General features: G+C 44.7%; 16 protein-coding genes. 7 read left to right on the forward strand and 9 right to left on the reverse strand.

Going from position 1 to position 14938, the window contains the following annotated elements; genetic code table 11:
- Positions 1-712 precede the first annotated feature (712 nt).
- From C2747_RS01725 to C2747_RS01735, 3 genes are all read left to right on the forward strand, one after another.
- Positions 713-1090 carry a toxin-antitoxin system TumE family protein gene (locus C2747_RS01725; RefSeq protein WP_251374791.1) on the forward strand — a complete coding sequence of 126 codons (378 nt, stop codon included), beginning with the start codon at positions 713-715 and terminating at the stop codon, positions 1088-1090.
- Positions 1087-1461: an HVO_A0114 family putative DNA-binding protein gene (locus tag C2747_RS01730; RefSeq protein ID WP_215331991.1), complete on the forward strand. Its 375-nt coding sequence runs from the start codon at positions 1087-1089 to the stop codon at positions 1459-1461. The genes C2747_RS01725 and C2747_RS01730 overlap by 4 nt, the downstream gene beginning before the upstream one ends.
- Positions 1462-1524: 63 nt before the next feature.
- A complete protein-coding gene (locus tag C2747_RS01735; protein ID WP_215331992.1) occupies positions 1525-1902 on the forward strand; it encodes a hypothetical protein in 378 nt (125 codons plus the stop codon).
- A gap of 312 nt (positions 1903-2214) precedes the next feature.
- On the opposite strand, the gene C2747_RS01740 is transcribed toward C2747_RS01735, so the two are convergent.
- Together C2747_RS01740 and C2747_RS01745 are read right to left on the reverse strand one after the other, a co-directional pair.
- A complete protein-coding gene (locus C2747_RS01740) occupies positions 2215-3294 on the reverse strand; it encodes an MraY family glycosyltransferase (RefSeq protein ID WP_215331993.1) in 1080 nt (359 codons plus the stop codon).
- A gap of 89 nt (positions 3295-3383) precedes the next feature.
- Positions 3384-4403: a calcium:cation antiporter gene (locus tag C2747_RS01745; RefSeq protein WP_215331994.1), complete on the reverse strand. Its 1020-nt coding sequence runs from the start codon at positions 4401-4403 to the stop codon at positions 3384-3386.
- A gap of 110 nt (positions 4404-4513) precedes the next feature.
- Between C2747_RS01745 and C2747_RS01750 the strand changes: the two genes are divergently transcribed.
- Positions 4514-4888, forward strand: a complete 375-nt coding sequence (locus C2747_RS01750) for a sirohydrochlorin chelatase (protein WP_215331995.1) — start codon at positions 4514-4516, stop codon at positions 4886-4888.
- On the opposite strand, the gene cobA is transcribed toward C2747_RS01750, so the two are convergent.
- From cobA to C2747_RS01780, 6 genes are all read right to left on the reverse strand, one after another.
- The gene (cobA, locus tag C2747_RS01755; protein ID WP_215331996.1) at positions 4811-5659 is read right to left on the reverse strand and encodes a uroporphyrinogen-III C-methyltransferase; all 849 of its coding nucleotides are present in this window, start codon (positions 5657-5659) and stop codon (positions 4811-4813) included. The two genes, C2747_RS01750 and cobA, sit on opposite strands and share 78 nt — an antisense overlap.
- Positions 5660-5681: 22 nt before the next feature.
- Entirely contained in the window at positions 5682-6227 is a 546-nt protein-coding gene (locus C2747_RS01760; protein WP_215331997.1) for a DUF934 domain-containing protein, read from the reverse strand.
- 13 nt (positions 6228-6240) lie between these two features.
- Positions 6241-7956 carry a nitrite/sulfite reductase gene (locus tag C2747_RS01765; protein ID WP_215331998.1) on the reverse strand — a complete coding sequence of 572 codons (1716 nt, stop codon included), beginning with the start codon at positions 7954-7956 and terminating at the stop codon, positions 6241-6243.
- 213 nt (positions 7957-8169) lie between these two features.
- The gene (locus C2747_RS01770) at positions 8170-8907 is read right to left on the reverse strand and encodes a S1 family peptidase (protein WP_215331999.1); all 738 of its coding nucleotides are present in this window, start codon (positions 8905-8907) and stop codon (positions 8170-8172) included.
- A gap of 3 nt (positions 8908-8910) precedes the next feature.
- Positions 8911-9618: an RES family NAD+ phosphorylase gene (locus tag C2747_RS01775; protein WP_215332000.1), complete on the reverse strand. Its 708-nt coding sequence runs from the start codon at positions 9616-9618 to the stop codon at positions 8911-8913.
- Positions 9618-10007 (reverse strand): MbcA/ParS/Xre antitoxin family protein, encoded by a 390-nt coding sequence (locus C2747_RS01780; RefSeq protein ID WP_215332001.1) that lies wholly within the window; start codon positions 10005-10007, stop codon positions 9618-9620. The genes C2747_RS01775 and C2747_RS01780 overlap by 1 nt, the downstream gene beginning before the upstream one ends.
- A gap of 159 nt (positions 10008-10166) precedes the next feature.
- On the opposite strand from C2747_RS01780, the gene C2747_RS01785 reads away from it, so the two are divergent.
- The 3 genes from C2747_RS01785 (at position 10167) to C2747_RS01795 (ending at position 12558) form a co-directional block, all read left to right on the forward strand.
- Positions 10167-10544 (forward strand): antitoxin Xre/MbcA/ParS toxin-binding domain-containing protein, encoded by a 378-nt coding sequence (locus C2747_RS01785; RefSeq protein WP_215332002.1) that lies wholly within the window; start codon positions 10167-10169, stop codon positions 10542-10544.
- Positions 10504-11223 (forward strand): RES family NAD+ phosphorylase, encoded by a 720-nt coding sequence (locus C2747_RS01790; protein ID WP_251374792.1) that lies wholly within the window; start codon positions 10504-10506, stop codon positions 11221-11223. The genes C2747_RS01785 and C2747_RS01790 overlap by 41 nt, the downstream gene beginning before the upstream one ends.
- A 63-nt stretch (positions 11224-11286) precedes the next feature.
- Complete coding sequence (locus tag C2747_RS01795; RefSeq protein ID WP_215332003.1) at positions 11287-12558, forward strand: serine hydrolase domain-containing protein; 1272 nt, start codon at positions 11287-11289, stop codon at positions 12556-12558.
- 142 nt (positions 12559-12700) lie between these two features.
- Here the strand turns inward: C2747_RS01795 and C2747_RS01800 are convergent, their stop codons facing one another.
- Positions 12701-14929 carry a xanthine dehydrogenase family protein molybdopterin-binding subunit gene (locus tag C2747_RS01800; protein WP_215332004.1) on the reverse strand — a complete coding sequence of 743 codons (2229 nt, stop codon included), beginning with the start codon at positions 14927-14929 and terminating at the stop codon, positions 12701-12703.
- Between the last annotated feature and the right edge of the window lie 9 nt (positions 14930-14938).

Here is a 14938-nt window from a genome sequence, read left to right on the forward strand (position 1 = left end):
GCGGAGATTATAGGGTGTATTCACCGCAAAGTCTATTATTCTCCGCATTTATTGCGGATTAAATGGGGCTAATCACCGCATTGTTACGGATATTTATAATAAATACCAATAAAATCAATTAGTTAATATGATTAATATCACGCTAACATCGACAATGTTAGCGTGCAAATTCAGCGTTACTAAGCTAGTTACTGTTGCAATTGCAATAGGGCCTGAGCGAACCCCCTGAACACTTCTTTAATCTTGCCCCTATGAGTTCATATCAGCGCCACATTAAGATGCGTCCTAAGGACGCATCTTAATGTGGCGCTTGTCTGATGTCTTGATGATTTCGAGTTCAATAGACTGGTGGCGAGAGCTGCATGTTGGGTTTTTTTGGCAGCGTATCCATACTCTTTTCGATTGAGTTCACAAAGCTTCTCCAAAAGCAAAGAGAGCGTGTCCACACTCTCTTTAAAAATTGACGTGATCTCGATTTGCTTCTGAATTCAGAAAATACATTCAAAACTTTTCAATTTTTTAAAAAAAGCAAAAATGATTTTTGAAACGCATGTTTTGTTCTGAAATCGCAAAATTGACCCAAATCATTTCTTGATCCTGGGCGCTCTAAAGCAAATTCTCGGAAATTCACTTTGCCATGGCTCTATATGATATATAGCTCAGAAGGCGATAAGCCTGCTAACACCATGTATCACCCTTCATAAATTCAGGTATGCAATTGCAAGGCATATCTGATAAACTGTTTGTAATGACTAAAAAATCCAAGCCCAAGATCGAATCCCAGTTGGAGAGGGAGACGTTTAAGTTAAAGGCAAACAAGGGCGGTGGCATTTTAAGTTTTGAAGTTTGGGGTTTCGTTCAAAATGGCAAAACGGTAGTAACACGATACAACTTGGCTTACATCAATCCACTGATTTGTCAAAAAGATAACGGGCGGGTGTTGGGGTTTGATAATGCACATGACTATCACCACAGGCACTATATGGGGAAAGTAGCCCCTGTCGAGTTTGTGAGCTATGAGCAAACGCTAGAGCAGTTTCAAGAAGAGTGGCAGGAAATCGTTAAAGGATTAAAAAAGGTGAAAAAATGACTAAAGTAATTATTCGCACCGATAAGGTCGAGGGCTTTTTCGATCGAGCGCGCAAAGCAGCGCAAAAAGGAGATCGTGGTGAATCATTTAAGAAGTCAGCCACTTTCTCATTTGAAGATCCTCAAGAGATGTTTATGGTCCTCTCAGAAGCGCGTAGGCGTCTGATGTTGGAGGTAATGGATGAGCCTAAAACGATTACCCAACTAACGGTCAAGTTGCATCGTGAACGCTCTGCCATTACCAAAGATATTGGGCTCTTGGAGAAGTTAGGTTTGCTTGTTTCGCAAAAGAGGTCTAATCCTGGCCATGGTGTAGAGAAGTTGGTTAGGACAGTTGCGCCAAAAATAGAGATGATTGCGACTTTAGGCTAATTTCTTCTGAAATGGCTTAGTAATTTGCACTCATGTTTTTATTGATAATTTGGAAAGAAAATTATGGATTGGTTGCAAGTTATAGAGAGTCTAAAGTTAGCGTTAGATTTGACTGACCTAGGAATTAAGGTGAGAGATTACTTTCTGACAAATCAAGCGGAATTTAAGAGTCCTGATGTGCAGGCAGTCATTCAAAATCTTCCTTTTAATGCCTCTCCTGATGAGATCATCAGCGCACTAGCCCCTTTATATGAAGAAAAAGCTCATTTGCATTTTAAGGCTGGCGATAACAACGGAGGCGACTTGTATCTTCATAATGTGCAGGTTGAAGCTGGTCCAGGACATGACATTCGAGTAAGTGGGGGTGATGGCGGTCCATTAGGAAGAGGTGGGAATACAGTTATATCCAACTCTACCTTTACTGGTGGGAAGAAAGAATAGTTAAGAAACTCATTCAGGCCCGCTACGGTGCACTAGCAAACTCTTTCCTACGTCAAATTACTTCAATGAGCTTGATGTAATCAGTAATTTCAGACCCCACTCTTTTTTGTAATGCAAGCTAGCATTTGCCAATTCATCATCTGGAGATTGCATGCTGCACATCGAATACATTCACAAAAGAGCTCGACTCTTTCGTATCGAATTGAATTGAGTTTAAGAGTGCTTGCCGTAATGATTGTGTTGCTATTGATTTGGCAAATACTGAGCGTCTTGCGCTTCTTTAAGTAGGGCTTTACCGCTAGGTGTTTTAGTTCATTGCTCCAGACGCAACCACTTCGGCGTTCTGAATTTGACAATGCTGGTGTAAATCCAGACATAAGAAATGATGAAGATGAGGCATGCTGTGATGAGGATGAGGGTAGATTTCCACCATAGAATCGCAGGAGCAACACTCATACCAGCCAAAATCCATAAATAAGGAGCTGTTTTCGAATTGGCTGAAAACCAGTTTTTATCTTGATGGTTATTCATCAGAATGCGACGGTAAATCAGGGTATGGAAATGAATGCCATCCGGTTGCCCTGGACTTTTCCCTTGGTGTATCCTACGTCTGTAGATAGTAAAAAGCGTTTCCATAATGGGGTAAGCATTGATGAGTAGGGCAAACCAAGGCGAGACCTCTTGATGTCTAAAGACAAGAAGAATGCTCAGGGCTGCAATCCAAAAGCCAATAAGATAAGCTCCGCCATCACCTAAGAAGATCAATCCACGAGGATAGTTCCAGATAAAAAATCCTAAGATTGCACCCGCCATCACTAAGGATGGGTAAATAATTGTGGGGTCTGCAAACAAGAATCCTACATATGCAATGCCTAGTAAGGTGATGATGCCAACCATACTAGCCAGGCCATTAAAGCCATCAATAATGTTGTATGCGTTAGCTAGCCCCATCATGGCAAAGATTGTAAAAATTGCACCCACCAGTGGAATGGTGAGTATGAAATCAACTCCTGGAATATCAAGCCTAACAATCTGAGCTTGCAGTAAATAAACAAAAAGTGCTGCTGAGATCATCGTAAAAAATAAACGCTTGCGAACACTGATCTTTTTGGTGAGATCCTCAATGAGGCCAATGGCAAAAGTAGGAATAGCGCAGATCAGCAGCGTAACTTCAATGGTGGAATTGGGGACATTTTTCAGCCTTAAAAGAATGGCTAGAAGCAATCCTGCCGCAATTGCAATGCCACCAATTCGAGGAACAATCTTGGTATGAAATTTTTGCGGACCCGTTAAATCAGAATCGGCAGATAAATGGCTATGTAAATGCTTAAACCGAATGATGAGTAGGGTTGTAATAAATGAGGAGAAAAAGGCTGCTAGTAAACCGGACATCTTTTGATTATAAATTCTAAAAATACTATTTCACAAGATTTGGTGCTGAGATCTCCATTTTTAATCTTTTCATGTGGTCTTTTGGGTCTCTAGGGCACCAAACTCAAAAACAAGAACTCAAAGAAGATAATCAGGTGAACAACGCCTTGCAATAGCGTAGTTCTCCCAATAGCTAATGTTAGTGCCCCAATAAACAAGGATAGGTACATTAGGGTCATATTGAGTGAGCTGATGCCTAAGCTGAGTGGCAGATTAAAGAAAATAGCGATTGCTGCTACGGTTGGAATGGTGAGTCCAATACTAGCTAGAGCGGATCCCAGTGCCAAATTCAAGCTGCTTTGTAATCGATTGGCTCTTGCGGCTCTCACTGCTGCATACGCTTCTGGCAAGAGTACCAACATCGCAATGGCGATACCGACCACTGTTTTGGGAGCGCCTGCTGCTTTTACTCCGGCTTCAATTGCTGGATTGAGTGCTTCAGCTAGTCCTACAACCACTGCAAGAGAGATTATTAATAGTAGTGCGCTAATCCCTGTCTTGAGATTAGTTGGTTTCTCAGCATGAGTACTGCTGTCTACTTTCTTATTCTCTGCCTGAGGTAGGTAATAGTCGCGATGACTAACTGTTTGGAAGAATAAAAAAGCGCCATACAGGGCAAAGCATGCTATCCCTGCAAAAGCCAGTTGGCTCTTTGTAAAGTCAGGTCCGGGGGTGCTGGTAGTGACTATCGGCATCACCAAAATAAAGGTGGCCATTGCCGTGAGTACCCCTAATGCTGAATTCGTACCCTCATTACGAAAAGACATCTCGTGATGTTTTAGGCCGCCCATAAAAATACATAAACCCACCACACCATTGATGACGATCATGACGGTGGCAAATACTGCATCGCGAGCAATGTATTCTGATCCCTCATGGCCAGCAAGCATCATGGCGATGATCAGTGATACTTCAATCACGGTAACGCTGATCGACAATACTAATGTGCCGTAAGGCTCACCCGTTTTATGTGCAATTACCTCGGCATGATGAACAGCAGAAAGGACTGCTCCAATCAGGATGATGCTCATCAGAGCGATGAACCAAGTTTGGCTAAGAAGATGTGTCATATGGACCGATAGGTAGATCTCAGCAAGGTACCTCTCAGTAAGGCACTGCAATTCAGGCTAAGATTATGTAATTAATAATCCTAGTTTAAAAGGTTTACATAGATATGATTATGAATGCGAAAGCGAAGGCAATCGTTTTATTTGGCCATGGCGCTCGTGATGTCCGTTGGCGTGAGCCCTTTGATCGCCTAGCCTCTCTTTGGAAAGCTCAGCATCCCAATGTGTTGGTGGAATTGGCCTTTTTGGAATTGATGCAGCCAAGTCTGGAGGAGGCGATTGGTTCTCATATAACTGCTGGCGCTATGGAGGTAGTCGTAGTGCCCGTCTTTTTTGGGCAAGGCGGTCATTTGCGTAATGACTTCCCCGTTCTGCTGTCAGCTTGTCGGGAAAAATTTCCCAATATTCAATTAAGCGCTACGCCGGCTGTCGGAGAGGATGAAGTTGTTTTGCAAGCTATCATCGAATTTAGCGCTAGGGCTCTGTAAGTCGACCATTGGAGAAGCCTGTTTTTCTCTTAAGGCTTCGCCAACCATAATCAGTGCTGGTGATTTACTATCAAACCAGTCATTTGCCTTGCCAGCTGCTAATTCACCAAGCGTGCTTGACCAGTGGCGCTCATTCTTAGTGCTCACTGCCTCCAGAATATGTACTGGAGTATCTGCAGTCTGTTGCGAGTTACTGGCAATAAGTTGTTTGGCGATATTGCTAGCATCTTTGCGTCCCATGTAATACACGAGCGTATCTGCATTGGGGTTTTGTAGGGGCTTACTCATATTGTCTTGTGTTGGACTTTCTGTTTCATTGGCTTGCGCCAAAGTCACAAAAGCCACACTTCTGCTCACGCCCCGCAATGTCAGGGATTGCTGAATGGCTGCAGCACCAGCTAAGGCAGCAGTAATACCCGGTACAACTTCAACTTCAATATTGTGCTTTTTGAGTGCTTGAATTTCTTCATCGGCGCGACCAAACATCATGGGATCACCGCCTTTAAGTCGAACGATGATTTGATGTTTCTGCGCTGCGTCAACTAATCGTTTGTTAATAAAGTGCTGTGCGGAAGATAATTTTCCGCAACGCTTACCAACAGGCTCTTTAATGGCTTGCGGGCAGAGCTCCAGCATGGCTGGATCAACCAAAGCATCATGAAAAACAATGTCTGCCTTTGCCAATAGATTTGCTCCGCGTACGGTAATGAGATCAGCGGCACCGGGACCTGCGCCAACTAAATACACTTTACCGAGGGTGGTAGATGTCATGATCAATATCTGCTTAGTGTGGTTAGGCTGCAGTAGTGGCGCGTTGATCGCGCCAACTGTTTTGTGTAACTACTGAAAAGAGATCAAATTGCTTTAGAGCGACATCAAGGTTTTGATCGGGACGTAGTTCAAAAGCATCAAAGCCGACTCGTGCGCCTTGTAAGAGTTGATCAATTAAGACATCGCCAATCGCACGAACTTCGCCTTGCCACTCAAAGCGATCTCTGAGAAGGGTTGCAGTACTAAAACTTCTACCATCTCTAAAGATGGGAAAGTGCGCGCCAACTACTGGCCAGAGTTTTTTACCTTCTTCAATGAGGTCTGCATGTTTGAGGATGTCATCATCAGCAGCAAACCAAACCCCAATCTCACCTCTATTAGCGCGTTCAATAATGTCAGCATTTTTATAGTGCGTAATCCACCAATGAAATGGCACCAACACCTTGTGCAATCCGTGCTCTAGATCTGGAATGCCACCTTCATCACGCTCCCCATCCCAGACCTGCCATTCATTGGCGATGATGGTGGGCTGACCATCTTTCGGGAAATAAATGATTTTCTGGTTCATAGTTTTTCCATGATTAAGCTAACGCTCCTTTGGAGTGCTTCCCATTGTTCTTGTAGGCCACTTCTTTAAAGGGTGTTACACCAAGGCGTCGGTAGGTCTCAATGAAAGGTTCATCGCCTGTGCGTTGTTCAACATAGGTATTAATCAAGCTGGTCATGACATCGGGAATTTCATTGGCGTAGAAAGAGGGCCCAATCACTTTGCCAATGGAGGCATCATTGCCTTGCTCGCCACCTAAGGTAATTTGATACCACTCTTCACCATCCTTATCGACCCCCAGTACACCAATGTTGCCAACGTGATGATGACCACAGGAATTAATACATCCTGATATGTTCAGACTGATATCACCCAAATCAAATAAGTAATCTAGATCATCAAATCGTTCTTGAATTGCTTTGGCAATTGGTAGTGACTTGGCGTTTGCCAGTGAGCAGAAATCGCCACCAGGACAAGCAATGATATCGGTAAGCAATCCGATATTGGGTAGGGCTAGATTGTTATTCTTTGCCGCGCGCCAAAGATGAAGTAATTGTGTTTGTTCAACATCGGCCAACACTAAATTTTGTTCATGCGTAACGCGTAATTCACCAAAGCTGTATTGGTCTGCCAAGTCGGCTATGGCATTCATCTGCGCACTGGTTGCATCGCCAGGAGCGACAGTGCCATGGGGCTTGAGCGACAGGATTACGCTGGCATAGCCTGGTATTTGATGTGATTTGACATTGCGATCTAGCCAGCGAGCAAAGGCAGCTCTTTCCGTTTCAGGTGTGGCAGCCAGAATGACTTCATTACTTACTGTATTGAGCTTTTGATATGCGGGTTTAGTAAAGTGCTTTGCAACACGTTCCCACTCAGCCTGTGTAAAGTTATCTTTACTTTGCTTTGCCTCGTTATGAAGCTGTGCCCACTCACCTTCAACTTGGCGCGCAAACTCTTCTGGCCCCAAAGCCTTTACTAAAATCTTAATACGGGCTTTGTAGAGATTGTCTCTTCTGCCAAAGCGGTTATATACACGTAATAGGGCAGTTAAATAGCTTGGTAGAACTTGCCAAGGCAAGCCTTGCTTAATCAATGATCCCAGTATGGGTGTGCGGCCCATACCCCCGCCGGCATAGATATCTGCAGTCAATTCGCCATTATTTATAGCCGGGTTTTTCTTGAGCTCAATGCCGACGTCATGGCAGAGCAAGACAGTGCGATCTTCTTTGGCGCCATTAATTGCAAACTTAAATTTGCGCGGTAGATGAGCAAACTCAGGATGTAAGGTTGACCACTGACGGAGTAATTCGCAAACGGGGCGTGGGTCAATGTATTCATCTGCGGCAACACCAGCAAAGGCATCGCTTGTGATATTCCGAATACAGTTGCCTGATGTCTGAATCGCATGCATCTCTACTTTGGCTAATTCTGCCAAGATGTCTGGAGTCTGCTCTAGCTCTACCCAGTTAAATTGAATATTTTGACGAGTCGTAAAGTGACCATACCCGCGGTCATATTTATCCGCAATTAAAGCGAGGGTGCGTAATTGCTCAGCACTTAACAAGCCATAAGGAATGGCAACACGCAGCATATAAGCATGGCGCTGATGGTAGAGACCATTCTGAAGGCGGAGAGGACGGAATTCTTCTTCGGCTAGAGTGCCGTTCAGGCGTCGCTCAACCTGGTCACGGAATTGGATAACCCGTTGATCTACAAGGGTTTGGTCAATATGGTCATATTTGTACATAGCCCTGTATTGTCTGGGGCTATCTCCATAACTACAAATACTTAAATATTGACTCTATATAACTAAAAAGATATATAAAGCCGGAGAAATCAGATCTCCTTTATCGGTTGAGCTCTATGGCTGTGTGGGTACCCATAACCTGCAAGTTGGTCAGTTTCTTCCTTGACTAAGCATATTTTTTATAGATCGATTTTTTTAAATCTAGCGTCTTCACTAAGGAATGGCTGCGCTTAGTATTCCGTGCAGTGGCTTGATTGCCGATGTTGGGACTGCGTAACCTATTCCCAGGTTTAGGTTCTTCTGCATTTCACTGATTAAAATTTGAATGGTTTGCACTGGGTCTATCCCCGAAATGCTTATTGATGCTCCCGGACGAGCATTCATAAGCTGGGATAAGTATGCCGATAGCGACCCATGCTTAGCATTTATAACTCCTATTTGCTCTGCGGAAGAATTAAAGAGTGGTCCTCCACTGTTGCCGTGATTTACGGAAGCATCAACCCTTAGTTGATTAAGGGTTAAGCTAGTTATATGAGCGGAGAACAAAACTGGCTCCATGATGTTCATTGGAAACCCTACGATAAAAACGCTATTTCCTATTGAGCACGTTTTGCTGTTCGCAAAAATCACCGGTGAGCCAATAAAGTGAGGAAATTCAAGTAGAGCAATATCATTTGACTGGTCTATAAAAACAGCCTTACCGTGCAGGGCTATGCCGGGGTTTTTGGGATCGGCAATAGCCATTTGTGCCCCATTAATTACGCAGTGAGCGCAGGTAAGGACATGGCAGCCTTTACCTATGATTGAGCCAGATCCAGAGCTTATGATGTCATTACCATTAAGGGCTAAAACTTGAACCACACTATCTTTTACTTTTTGGTACTGCTGTGTGAGCGACATCTTTTTTGGTTTCCAAGTGTGTTTGGGACTGGTATATGGCGATGGGCTCAAGAATTAATGCTTAGGAATTTTCAAAACCAGAGATTTTCCATCCAACCTTACCAAAATGGAGTCATCAGCTATTTCATAAGAGTAAAAGGCTGCATGACGGGGGGCTGAAAGTACCTGAGATTTTAAGATTGCAAAAGTGTCCCCACTTAGATTTCTAGTGGACCTTGTCAAAAGTCCTGGATGCCCCTCATGATGCAATCTAGCCCCAACAGTTTGCGTGTAGCTATAGTCATTTTGATCGACTAGCTGAGGGTGAGATAGAGCCTTCTCTTTGAGATTAATTAATACGGCATCACACCTAACCCAGTAGGCCTTGCGTTCAACATATGCGCCTGGTCGATTAAATCCGGCATCACTTAGGAGTCCCGTATACCAATGATGTGCTGATTCATAAATACTGGTTTCAAGTGTATCCGCTCCATACCAAACTCCAAAAGAACCATCTGAAAAACGGCTACGCATCCAGTTTTTGAATGGATATGTAATGACGTTATCCCACATAGCATCCTCAAATGGGCGATGTATTGCAGGCACAGGCGACTCAAATGGAGATGGCTTGTGGTCAAGCTCAACCATCTGAGCGATTTCCCAGTCTATTGGGGAATCACTCAGATCATCGAAAAGGTTTTCACTCTCCATAAGGAAGATGATGTTTCGAGCCAAATCTTGATGAGTGTCAACCAGTGTTAAATTATCAAATAGGCTGTCCATTAGACGCCTCTTGCTCTATCTAGGTAAGACCGCACCATCAGCAGACCCATAAACCCAAGTTCTTTAACAACTTCAACTGGGGTTCTATTTTCAAAGGCCTTATTTTTGGTTTTCATCCAGCTATATAGAAACTCTTTGTTGCGAGGAAATAGAAGTCGAAGGTTTTTATGAATTCCTAGCAGGTGACCTACACGCGCATATTGGTCCACGTTTTGGCTAATGGGTTCGCCTTGACGATAGCGTCCAAGGGCAGAGCGGTTGCTAGAAGCTAAGCCCAGTAATGCAAGTTGATCTTCGGTAGGCAGATCCCAGTGATCCATTAGCTGCATGACCATTTTGGCCAAGGCCCCACGATCGATGGTTTGAGGGATTTCGGCGTGTATGTGCATATTGTGAGGTGTATGTGTTATATAAAACTTAATTTGTTTTAATTATAACAAATATTTCTCAAAGGCGATATCAAATGGATTGCCATGCAGAAAGCCTGGTAATTTTTTAAGAAATTTATATGTAATAATATTTCTAATGAAATTATTTACACAAATATCATGAAAGCGGCTCATCAAGTAAGGTCGGTTGCGAGCTCATCAGACGTGCTGGGTAAGGCGGTGATTCGTGTGGCTGATAGATTGCAAATTTCTCAAGCCTCGTTATCAAAGATCTTGGGGCTAAGTCCCGCAACAATTACCCGTCTAAGCCAGGGTGTCTATGAATTAAAGGAAGGGACAAAGGGGTGGGATTTTTCACTTCTGTTTGTGCGCTTATATCGATCGCTTGATTCCATTGTGAGTGATGACCAGATAGCGCAGCAATGGCTAAAAAGTGAAAACCTAGGTTTGCATGCAAAGCCCATTAACTTAATACAGACAACGGAGGGATTGGTACGTGTCGTTCAATACTTGGACTCCTCACGCGGTATCGTGTGAAGCATTTCCTTGGCGGGAAAAAGTTTGGAGAATTGTTGAGGCTCAACACATTGCCTCGACCATGAAGTTAGTCGATGATCTGGAAGAGCAGCAGACTTTAGAGTCGCTGCTTGAGGGCAACAAGCCTTTACTAAGGTCCGGAACATCTAATCTAGACTATTTGCTCTCAACCCCATTTCGATACCATCCTAAACGAGGGGGATCACGATTTCGATCTGAAATTGATCCAGGCGTTTTTTATGGAGCAGAATCCATTCGAACGGCAGGTGCAGAACTCGGATATTGGCGTTGGCGATTTTTAAAAGAAGCTGTGGATTTACATTCATTGAGCCCGGTTGCACATACTATTTTTTCCTGTGAACCAACATGTCAAGCAATTGATCTGAGACAGCCGCCCTTTGACAGGGATGTAACTCTTTGGGGTGACTCAAGTCAATATGTTAATACCCAAGAAATCGCTCGTGTGGCGCGGAAAGCGGATGTGCAAGCAATCGTGTATCAGTCGGCTCGGGATGCAATCCCAGCATGGTGTATTGCTATATTGGATCCTAAAGTCTTTGGGGGCATCAAACCAAAAATAGATAAGCAATCCTGGTTCCTATCGGTTGGTCAGCTTGGCGTCACATTAAGGAGTCAAGGTGAGGCGCATACCTTTCCCGCATCGGGTTGGGGTCGATAGAAATAGGGTGCAAAAGAGGGGTATATTTACATCAGCAGTTATAAAAAATATATTGGAGAATAAATGAAAAAATTACTCTTAGCTAGCGCTGTCATTGGAGTGCTGGCTACCCCATCTTTTGTTAGTGCACAAGTTGGCAAATCCCCATTACCACCTGCATCGGGTCAAGGCTTTACGCAGGAAGGTCTCAAGCGTATTGATACTTTCTTTGCAGACCAGATTGCTAGCAATCAGATGCCGGGCGCTGTATTGGCAGTTTCCAAAAATGGCAAGTTGAGTATTTTTAAGCCCTATGGCTATCTCGATAAAGATGCCCAAAAACCTATGACAACCGATGCCATCTTTAATTTGGCATCGATGACTAAGGTAATGGCAACGGTAGGCGCCTTAACTTTTTATGAAGAAGGCAAGTTGCCATTAAATGCGCCAATTTCAGATTGGCTACCCCAGTTTAAGAATATGAAAGTCGGTCAGGTAGATGCTGATGGCAAGCTCACTACAAGTCCTGCAAAAAATCCCATCACCGTACAAGACTTGATGCGCCACACTAACGGCCTTACTTACGGCGGTCGTGGCGCAACCCCAATTCATCAGTTTTATCCTGCAGGCTCCGCTCCCGCAGCAATCAATCTGTCGACTGAAGAATTCATTGATAAGTTGGCTACTGCGCCATTGCTGTATGAGCCTGGCACTGTGTGGGACTATGGCTTTGGCCTTGATATACTGGGCATCATCGAGGAGAAAATTGCAGGTAAGTCTCTTGGCGGTGTTTTGCAAGAGCGTGTTTGGAGCAAAGTAGGCATGCCAAATACCTCATTTCAGTTAGCTGAAAAAGATCGCCCGCGTTTAGCCCAACCATTGCCGTTAGATCCCTTAACTGGAAAGCCACAAAAGGTCGATATTCATACCAAGCAAGTGAAGTTTGATTGCGGCGGTTCATGCGCTTACTCAACAGCAGGTGATTATTTGCGCTTTGGTCAAATGTTACTTAATGGCGGCAGTATTGATGGCAAGCGTGTCTTAGGCCCCCAAACCGTGGCATTCATGACAGCCAATCATTTAAACAAAGATATTAAAAATAATGTGAGCGGTACTGAGCCTGCCCGCCTTGGTTACGGCTTTGGCTTGGGAGTGGCCGTGAGAACAGAGCGAGGACTATCGGCAAATAACGGTAACGTTGGGGACTACTCTTGGAACGGCGCTTACGGCACCATCTTTTTTGTTGATCCAAAAGAGCAGATGGTCGTTGTCATGATGGGTGTTGCTCCAGGTGAGATCCGTAAGGTGCATCGTGAGAAGCTCAATGCATTAATTTATGGGGCGCTTGAGAAATAAATTAAAGCAAGTTAGCTCAAGTGATCGCTGATTAACAATAAAAAAGCCCCTCTTTGGACATCATGTCTCACTGAGGGGCTTTTGACTTGCTTGGTTTGTATTGCTGCAACATCTCAGGATGAGTTGCCGATGAAGTCGCCGACTAAGCTAAGCTCAGGTTCTCCTTGGACAGTGGGAAGTTACGCACTGGCCTTCCGATTGCTGCAGAAATCGCATTTGCTACAGCAGGACCCACTACGCAAATGGTCGGTTCGCCAACACCACCCCAAAAGTCATAGGTCGACACCAGTACTGTTTCAATTTTGGGTGTGGAGCTCAACTTGAGTAGTGGATAGGTGTCTAAATTCTGTTCCTTGATACGACCTTTTTCAACGGTAATTTCTGGAAGAAAGATCGCGCCGAGCGCCATCGGTACAGAACCTTCAATTTGCTCACGGGTGAGATACGGATTCACGATATGACCAGCATCTAATGCAAACACTAAACGATTGACCTTAACAATATTATTTTGGACTGTGACTTCAGCTACGCAAGCAGAGTAGCTGGCATATCCCATAAATTGCGCCACGCCACGATAGGTTCCCGCTGGCAGCGGCTTATCCCACTCCGCTTTTTTGGCTACTGCATTTAAAACGCCAAGATGTTTAGGATGGTTCTGCATTAATGCGCGCCTAAATTCCACTGGATCTTTGCCTGCAGCCTTGGCGCATTCATCCATAAAGCATTCCATAAAAATACCATTTTGATTGGTATTCACGCCGCGCCAGGGACCGACTGGTACATGCGTATTTTTCATGACATATTCAGTCAGTAGGCTTGGGAAGGTATAGCCTAATTGCGCATCCGGCCCCTTCTCATAAAAACCTTGTAACTGACGCTCATCTTTACCATTTTTAATATTTTGCGGCGCAGCTGTAGCATTGATAGATTGACCTGCAACCTTGATATGCATGCCGGTCACATTGCCAGTGGCATCTAAGCCTGCAGTCATCTTTGCCATAGCAATGGGGTGATAAAAATCATGAGTCATATCTTCTTCACGACTCCAAATCACCTTCACCGGCACTCCAGGAAACTGCTGTGCCACTTTTGCTGCATAAGTCGTAAAGTCTTGCGTCGATCCACGGCGACCTAAGCCGCAACCAGAATCTAGCTTGTAGACTTCGCAATTAGTAAGCGGTAAACCAGTGGCTTCGGACAGAGCCGCATGAGAGCCTTCACCATTTTGTGTCGGTACCCAAGCCTCTGCACGGTCACCAGAAATCTTGACGGTGGCATTCATGGGCTCCATCGTGACGTGAGCTCTAAATGGCGTGAAATAAATTGCCTCTACTTTTTTAGCGGAAGACTGAATGACTTCAGGAGCATCACCAACCTGACGTTGCCAGAAATCACCTTGTTCGTCTAATCCATCTCTGAGCATCTGATTAATGCCAGCTTGTGAGGTGTTCGCTCCCTTGCCTTCATCCCAAACAATCGGTAATGCCTTGAGCGCAGTATTGGCATGCCACCAGGTATCAGCTACTACCGCTAGAGTGCTGTCGTTAATTTTGACAACGCCCTTCACTCCACGCAGATTGCTGATCTTGGCTTCGTCATAACTGACCAGCTTGCCTCCAAATACGGGGCAAGACTTGACCGATGCGCAAAGCATTCCAGGGAGTTGCAGGTCGATACCATATACCTTGCTGCCGTTGACTTTATTGGTCGTATCTAACCGGGCATAAGGTTGGCCGGCAACCTTCCAAGTTCTGGGATCTTTTAAGGTAATTGACTTTGGATCGGGCGGGGTGAGAGTAGATGCTAGCTCCGCAACTTTGCCGTAGGTAGTCTTACGTCCTGTTGGAAGATGGGTAATGATACCTTTATCTACTTTTAATTCGCTAACGGGAACGTTCCACTGATTGGCGGCAGCTTGTACGAGCATGATGCGAGCTGCTGCTGCGCCTCGGCGCACATAATCTTCCGATATCCGAATACCACGACTACCGCCAGTGCCATGCTCCCCCCACACACGTTTGCGAGCCAAGCTCTGCCCCGGGGTTGCGGATTGCGTTTTTACTTTTCTCCAATTGCACTCCAGCTCCTCTGTCACTAGTTGAGCTAAGCCAGTGCGCGTGCCTTGCCCCATCTCAGAGCGAGCAACCCGAATGAACACAGTGTCATCGGGTTTAATGCTGACCCAGGCATTGACCTCTGCATCGCCAAATTGGGTAGGAGTATTGGGATCATAGCTAGCGCCAGCTTGAGCAAATGCCTCAGGTAGGACGCCTACGCCTAGCATTAAGCCTCCACCTACTAGGGTGCCTTTAATAATGAAGTCGCGACGTGAGCTATTAACTAATGGAGTGTCTAATGTATTGAGCGTCATATCGATTCC

It is taken from the genome of Polynucleobacter corsicus, from assembly GCF_018688255.1.
GTDB lineage: Bacteria > Pseudomonadota > Gammaproteobacteria > Burkholderiales > Burkholderiaceae > Polynucleobacter > Polynucleobacter corsicus.

What these genes read in the sequence shown, in the direction of transcription:
- C2747_RS01800 (WP_215332004.1), bottom strand. Translation starts at nt 14,929, where the DNA reads ATGACGCTCAATACATTAGACACTCCATTAGTTAATAGCTCACGTCGC.
- C2747_RS01735 (WP_215331992.1), top strand. Translation starts at nt 1,525, where the DNA reads ATGGATTGGTTGCAAGTTATAGAGAGTCTAAAGTTAGCGTTAGATTTG.
- C2747_RS01765 (WP_215331998.1), bottom strand. Translation starts at nt 7,956, where the DNA reads ATGTACAAATATGACCATATTGACCAAACCCTTGTAGATCAACGGGTT.
- C2747_RS01795 (WP_215332003.1), top strand. Translation starts at nt 11,287, where the DNA reads ATGAAAAAATTACTCTTAGCTAGCGCTGTCATTGGAGTGCTGGCTACC.
- C2747_RS01780 (WP_215332001.1), bottom strand. Translation starts at nt 10,007, where the DNA reads ATGCACATACACGCCGAAATCCCTCAAACCATCGATCGTGGGGCCTTG.
- C2747_RS01775 (WP_215332000.1), bottom strand. Translation starts at nt 9,618, where the DNA reads ATGGACAGCCTATTTGATAATTTAACACTGGTTGACACTCATCAAGAT.
- C2747_RS01785 (WP_215332002.1), top strand. Translation starts at nt 10,167, where the DNA reads ATGAAAGCGGCTCATCAAGTAAGGTCGGTTGCGAGCTCATCAGACGTG.
- C2747_RS01750 (WP_215331995.1), top strand. Translation starts at nt 4,514, where the DNA reads ATGAATGCGAAAGCGAAGGCAATCGTTTTATTTGGCCATGGCGCTCGT.
- C2747_RS01730 (WP_215331991.1), top strand. Translation starts at nt 1,087, where the DNA reads ATGACTAAAGTAATTATTCGCACCGATAAGGTCGAGGGCTTTTTCGAT.
- C2747_RS01725 (WP_251374791.1), top strand. Translation starts at nt 713, where the DNA reads ATGCAATTGCAAGGCATATCTGATAAACTGTTTGTAATGACTAAAAAA.
- C2747_RS01745 (WP_215331994.1), bottom strand. Translation starts at nt 4,403, where the DNA reads ATGACACATCTTCTTAGCCAAACTTGGTTCATCGCTCTGATGAGCATC.
- cobA (WP_215331996.1), bottom strand. Translation starts at nt 5,659, where the DNA reads ATGACATCTACCACCCTCGGTAAAGTGTATTTAGTTGGCGCAGGTCCC.
- C2747_RS01740 (WP_215331993.1), bottom strand. Translation starts at nt 3,294, where the DNA reads ATGTCCGGTTTACTAGCAGCCTTTTTCTCCTCATTTATTACAACCCTA.
- C2747_RS01760 (WP_215331997.1), bottom strand. Translation starts at nt 6,227, where the DNA reads ATGAACCAGAAAATCATTTATTTCCCGAAAGATGGTCAGCCCACCATC.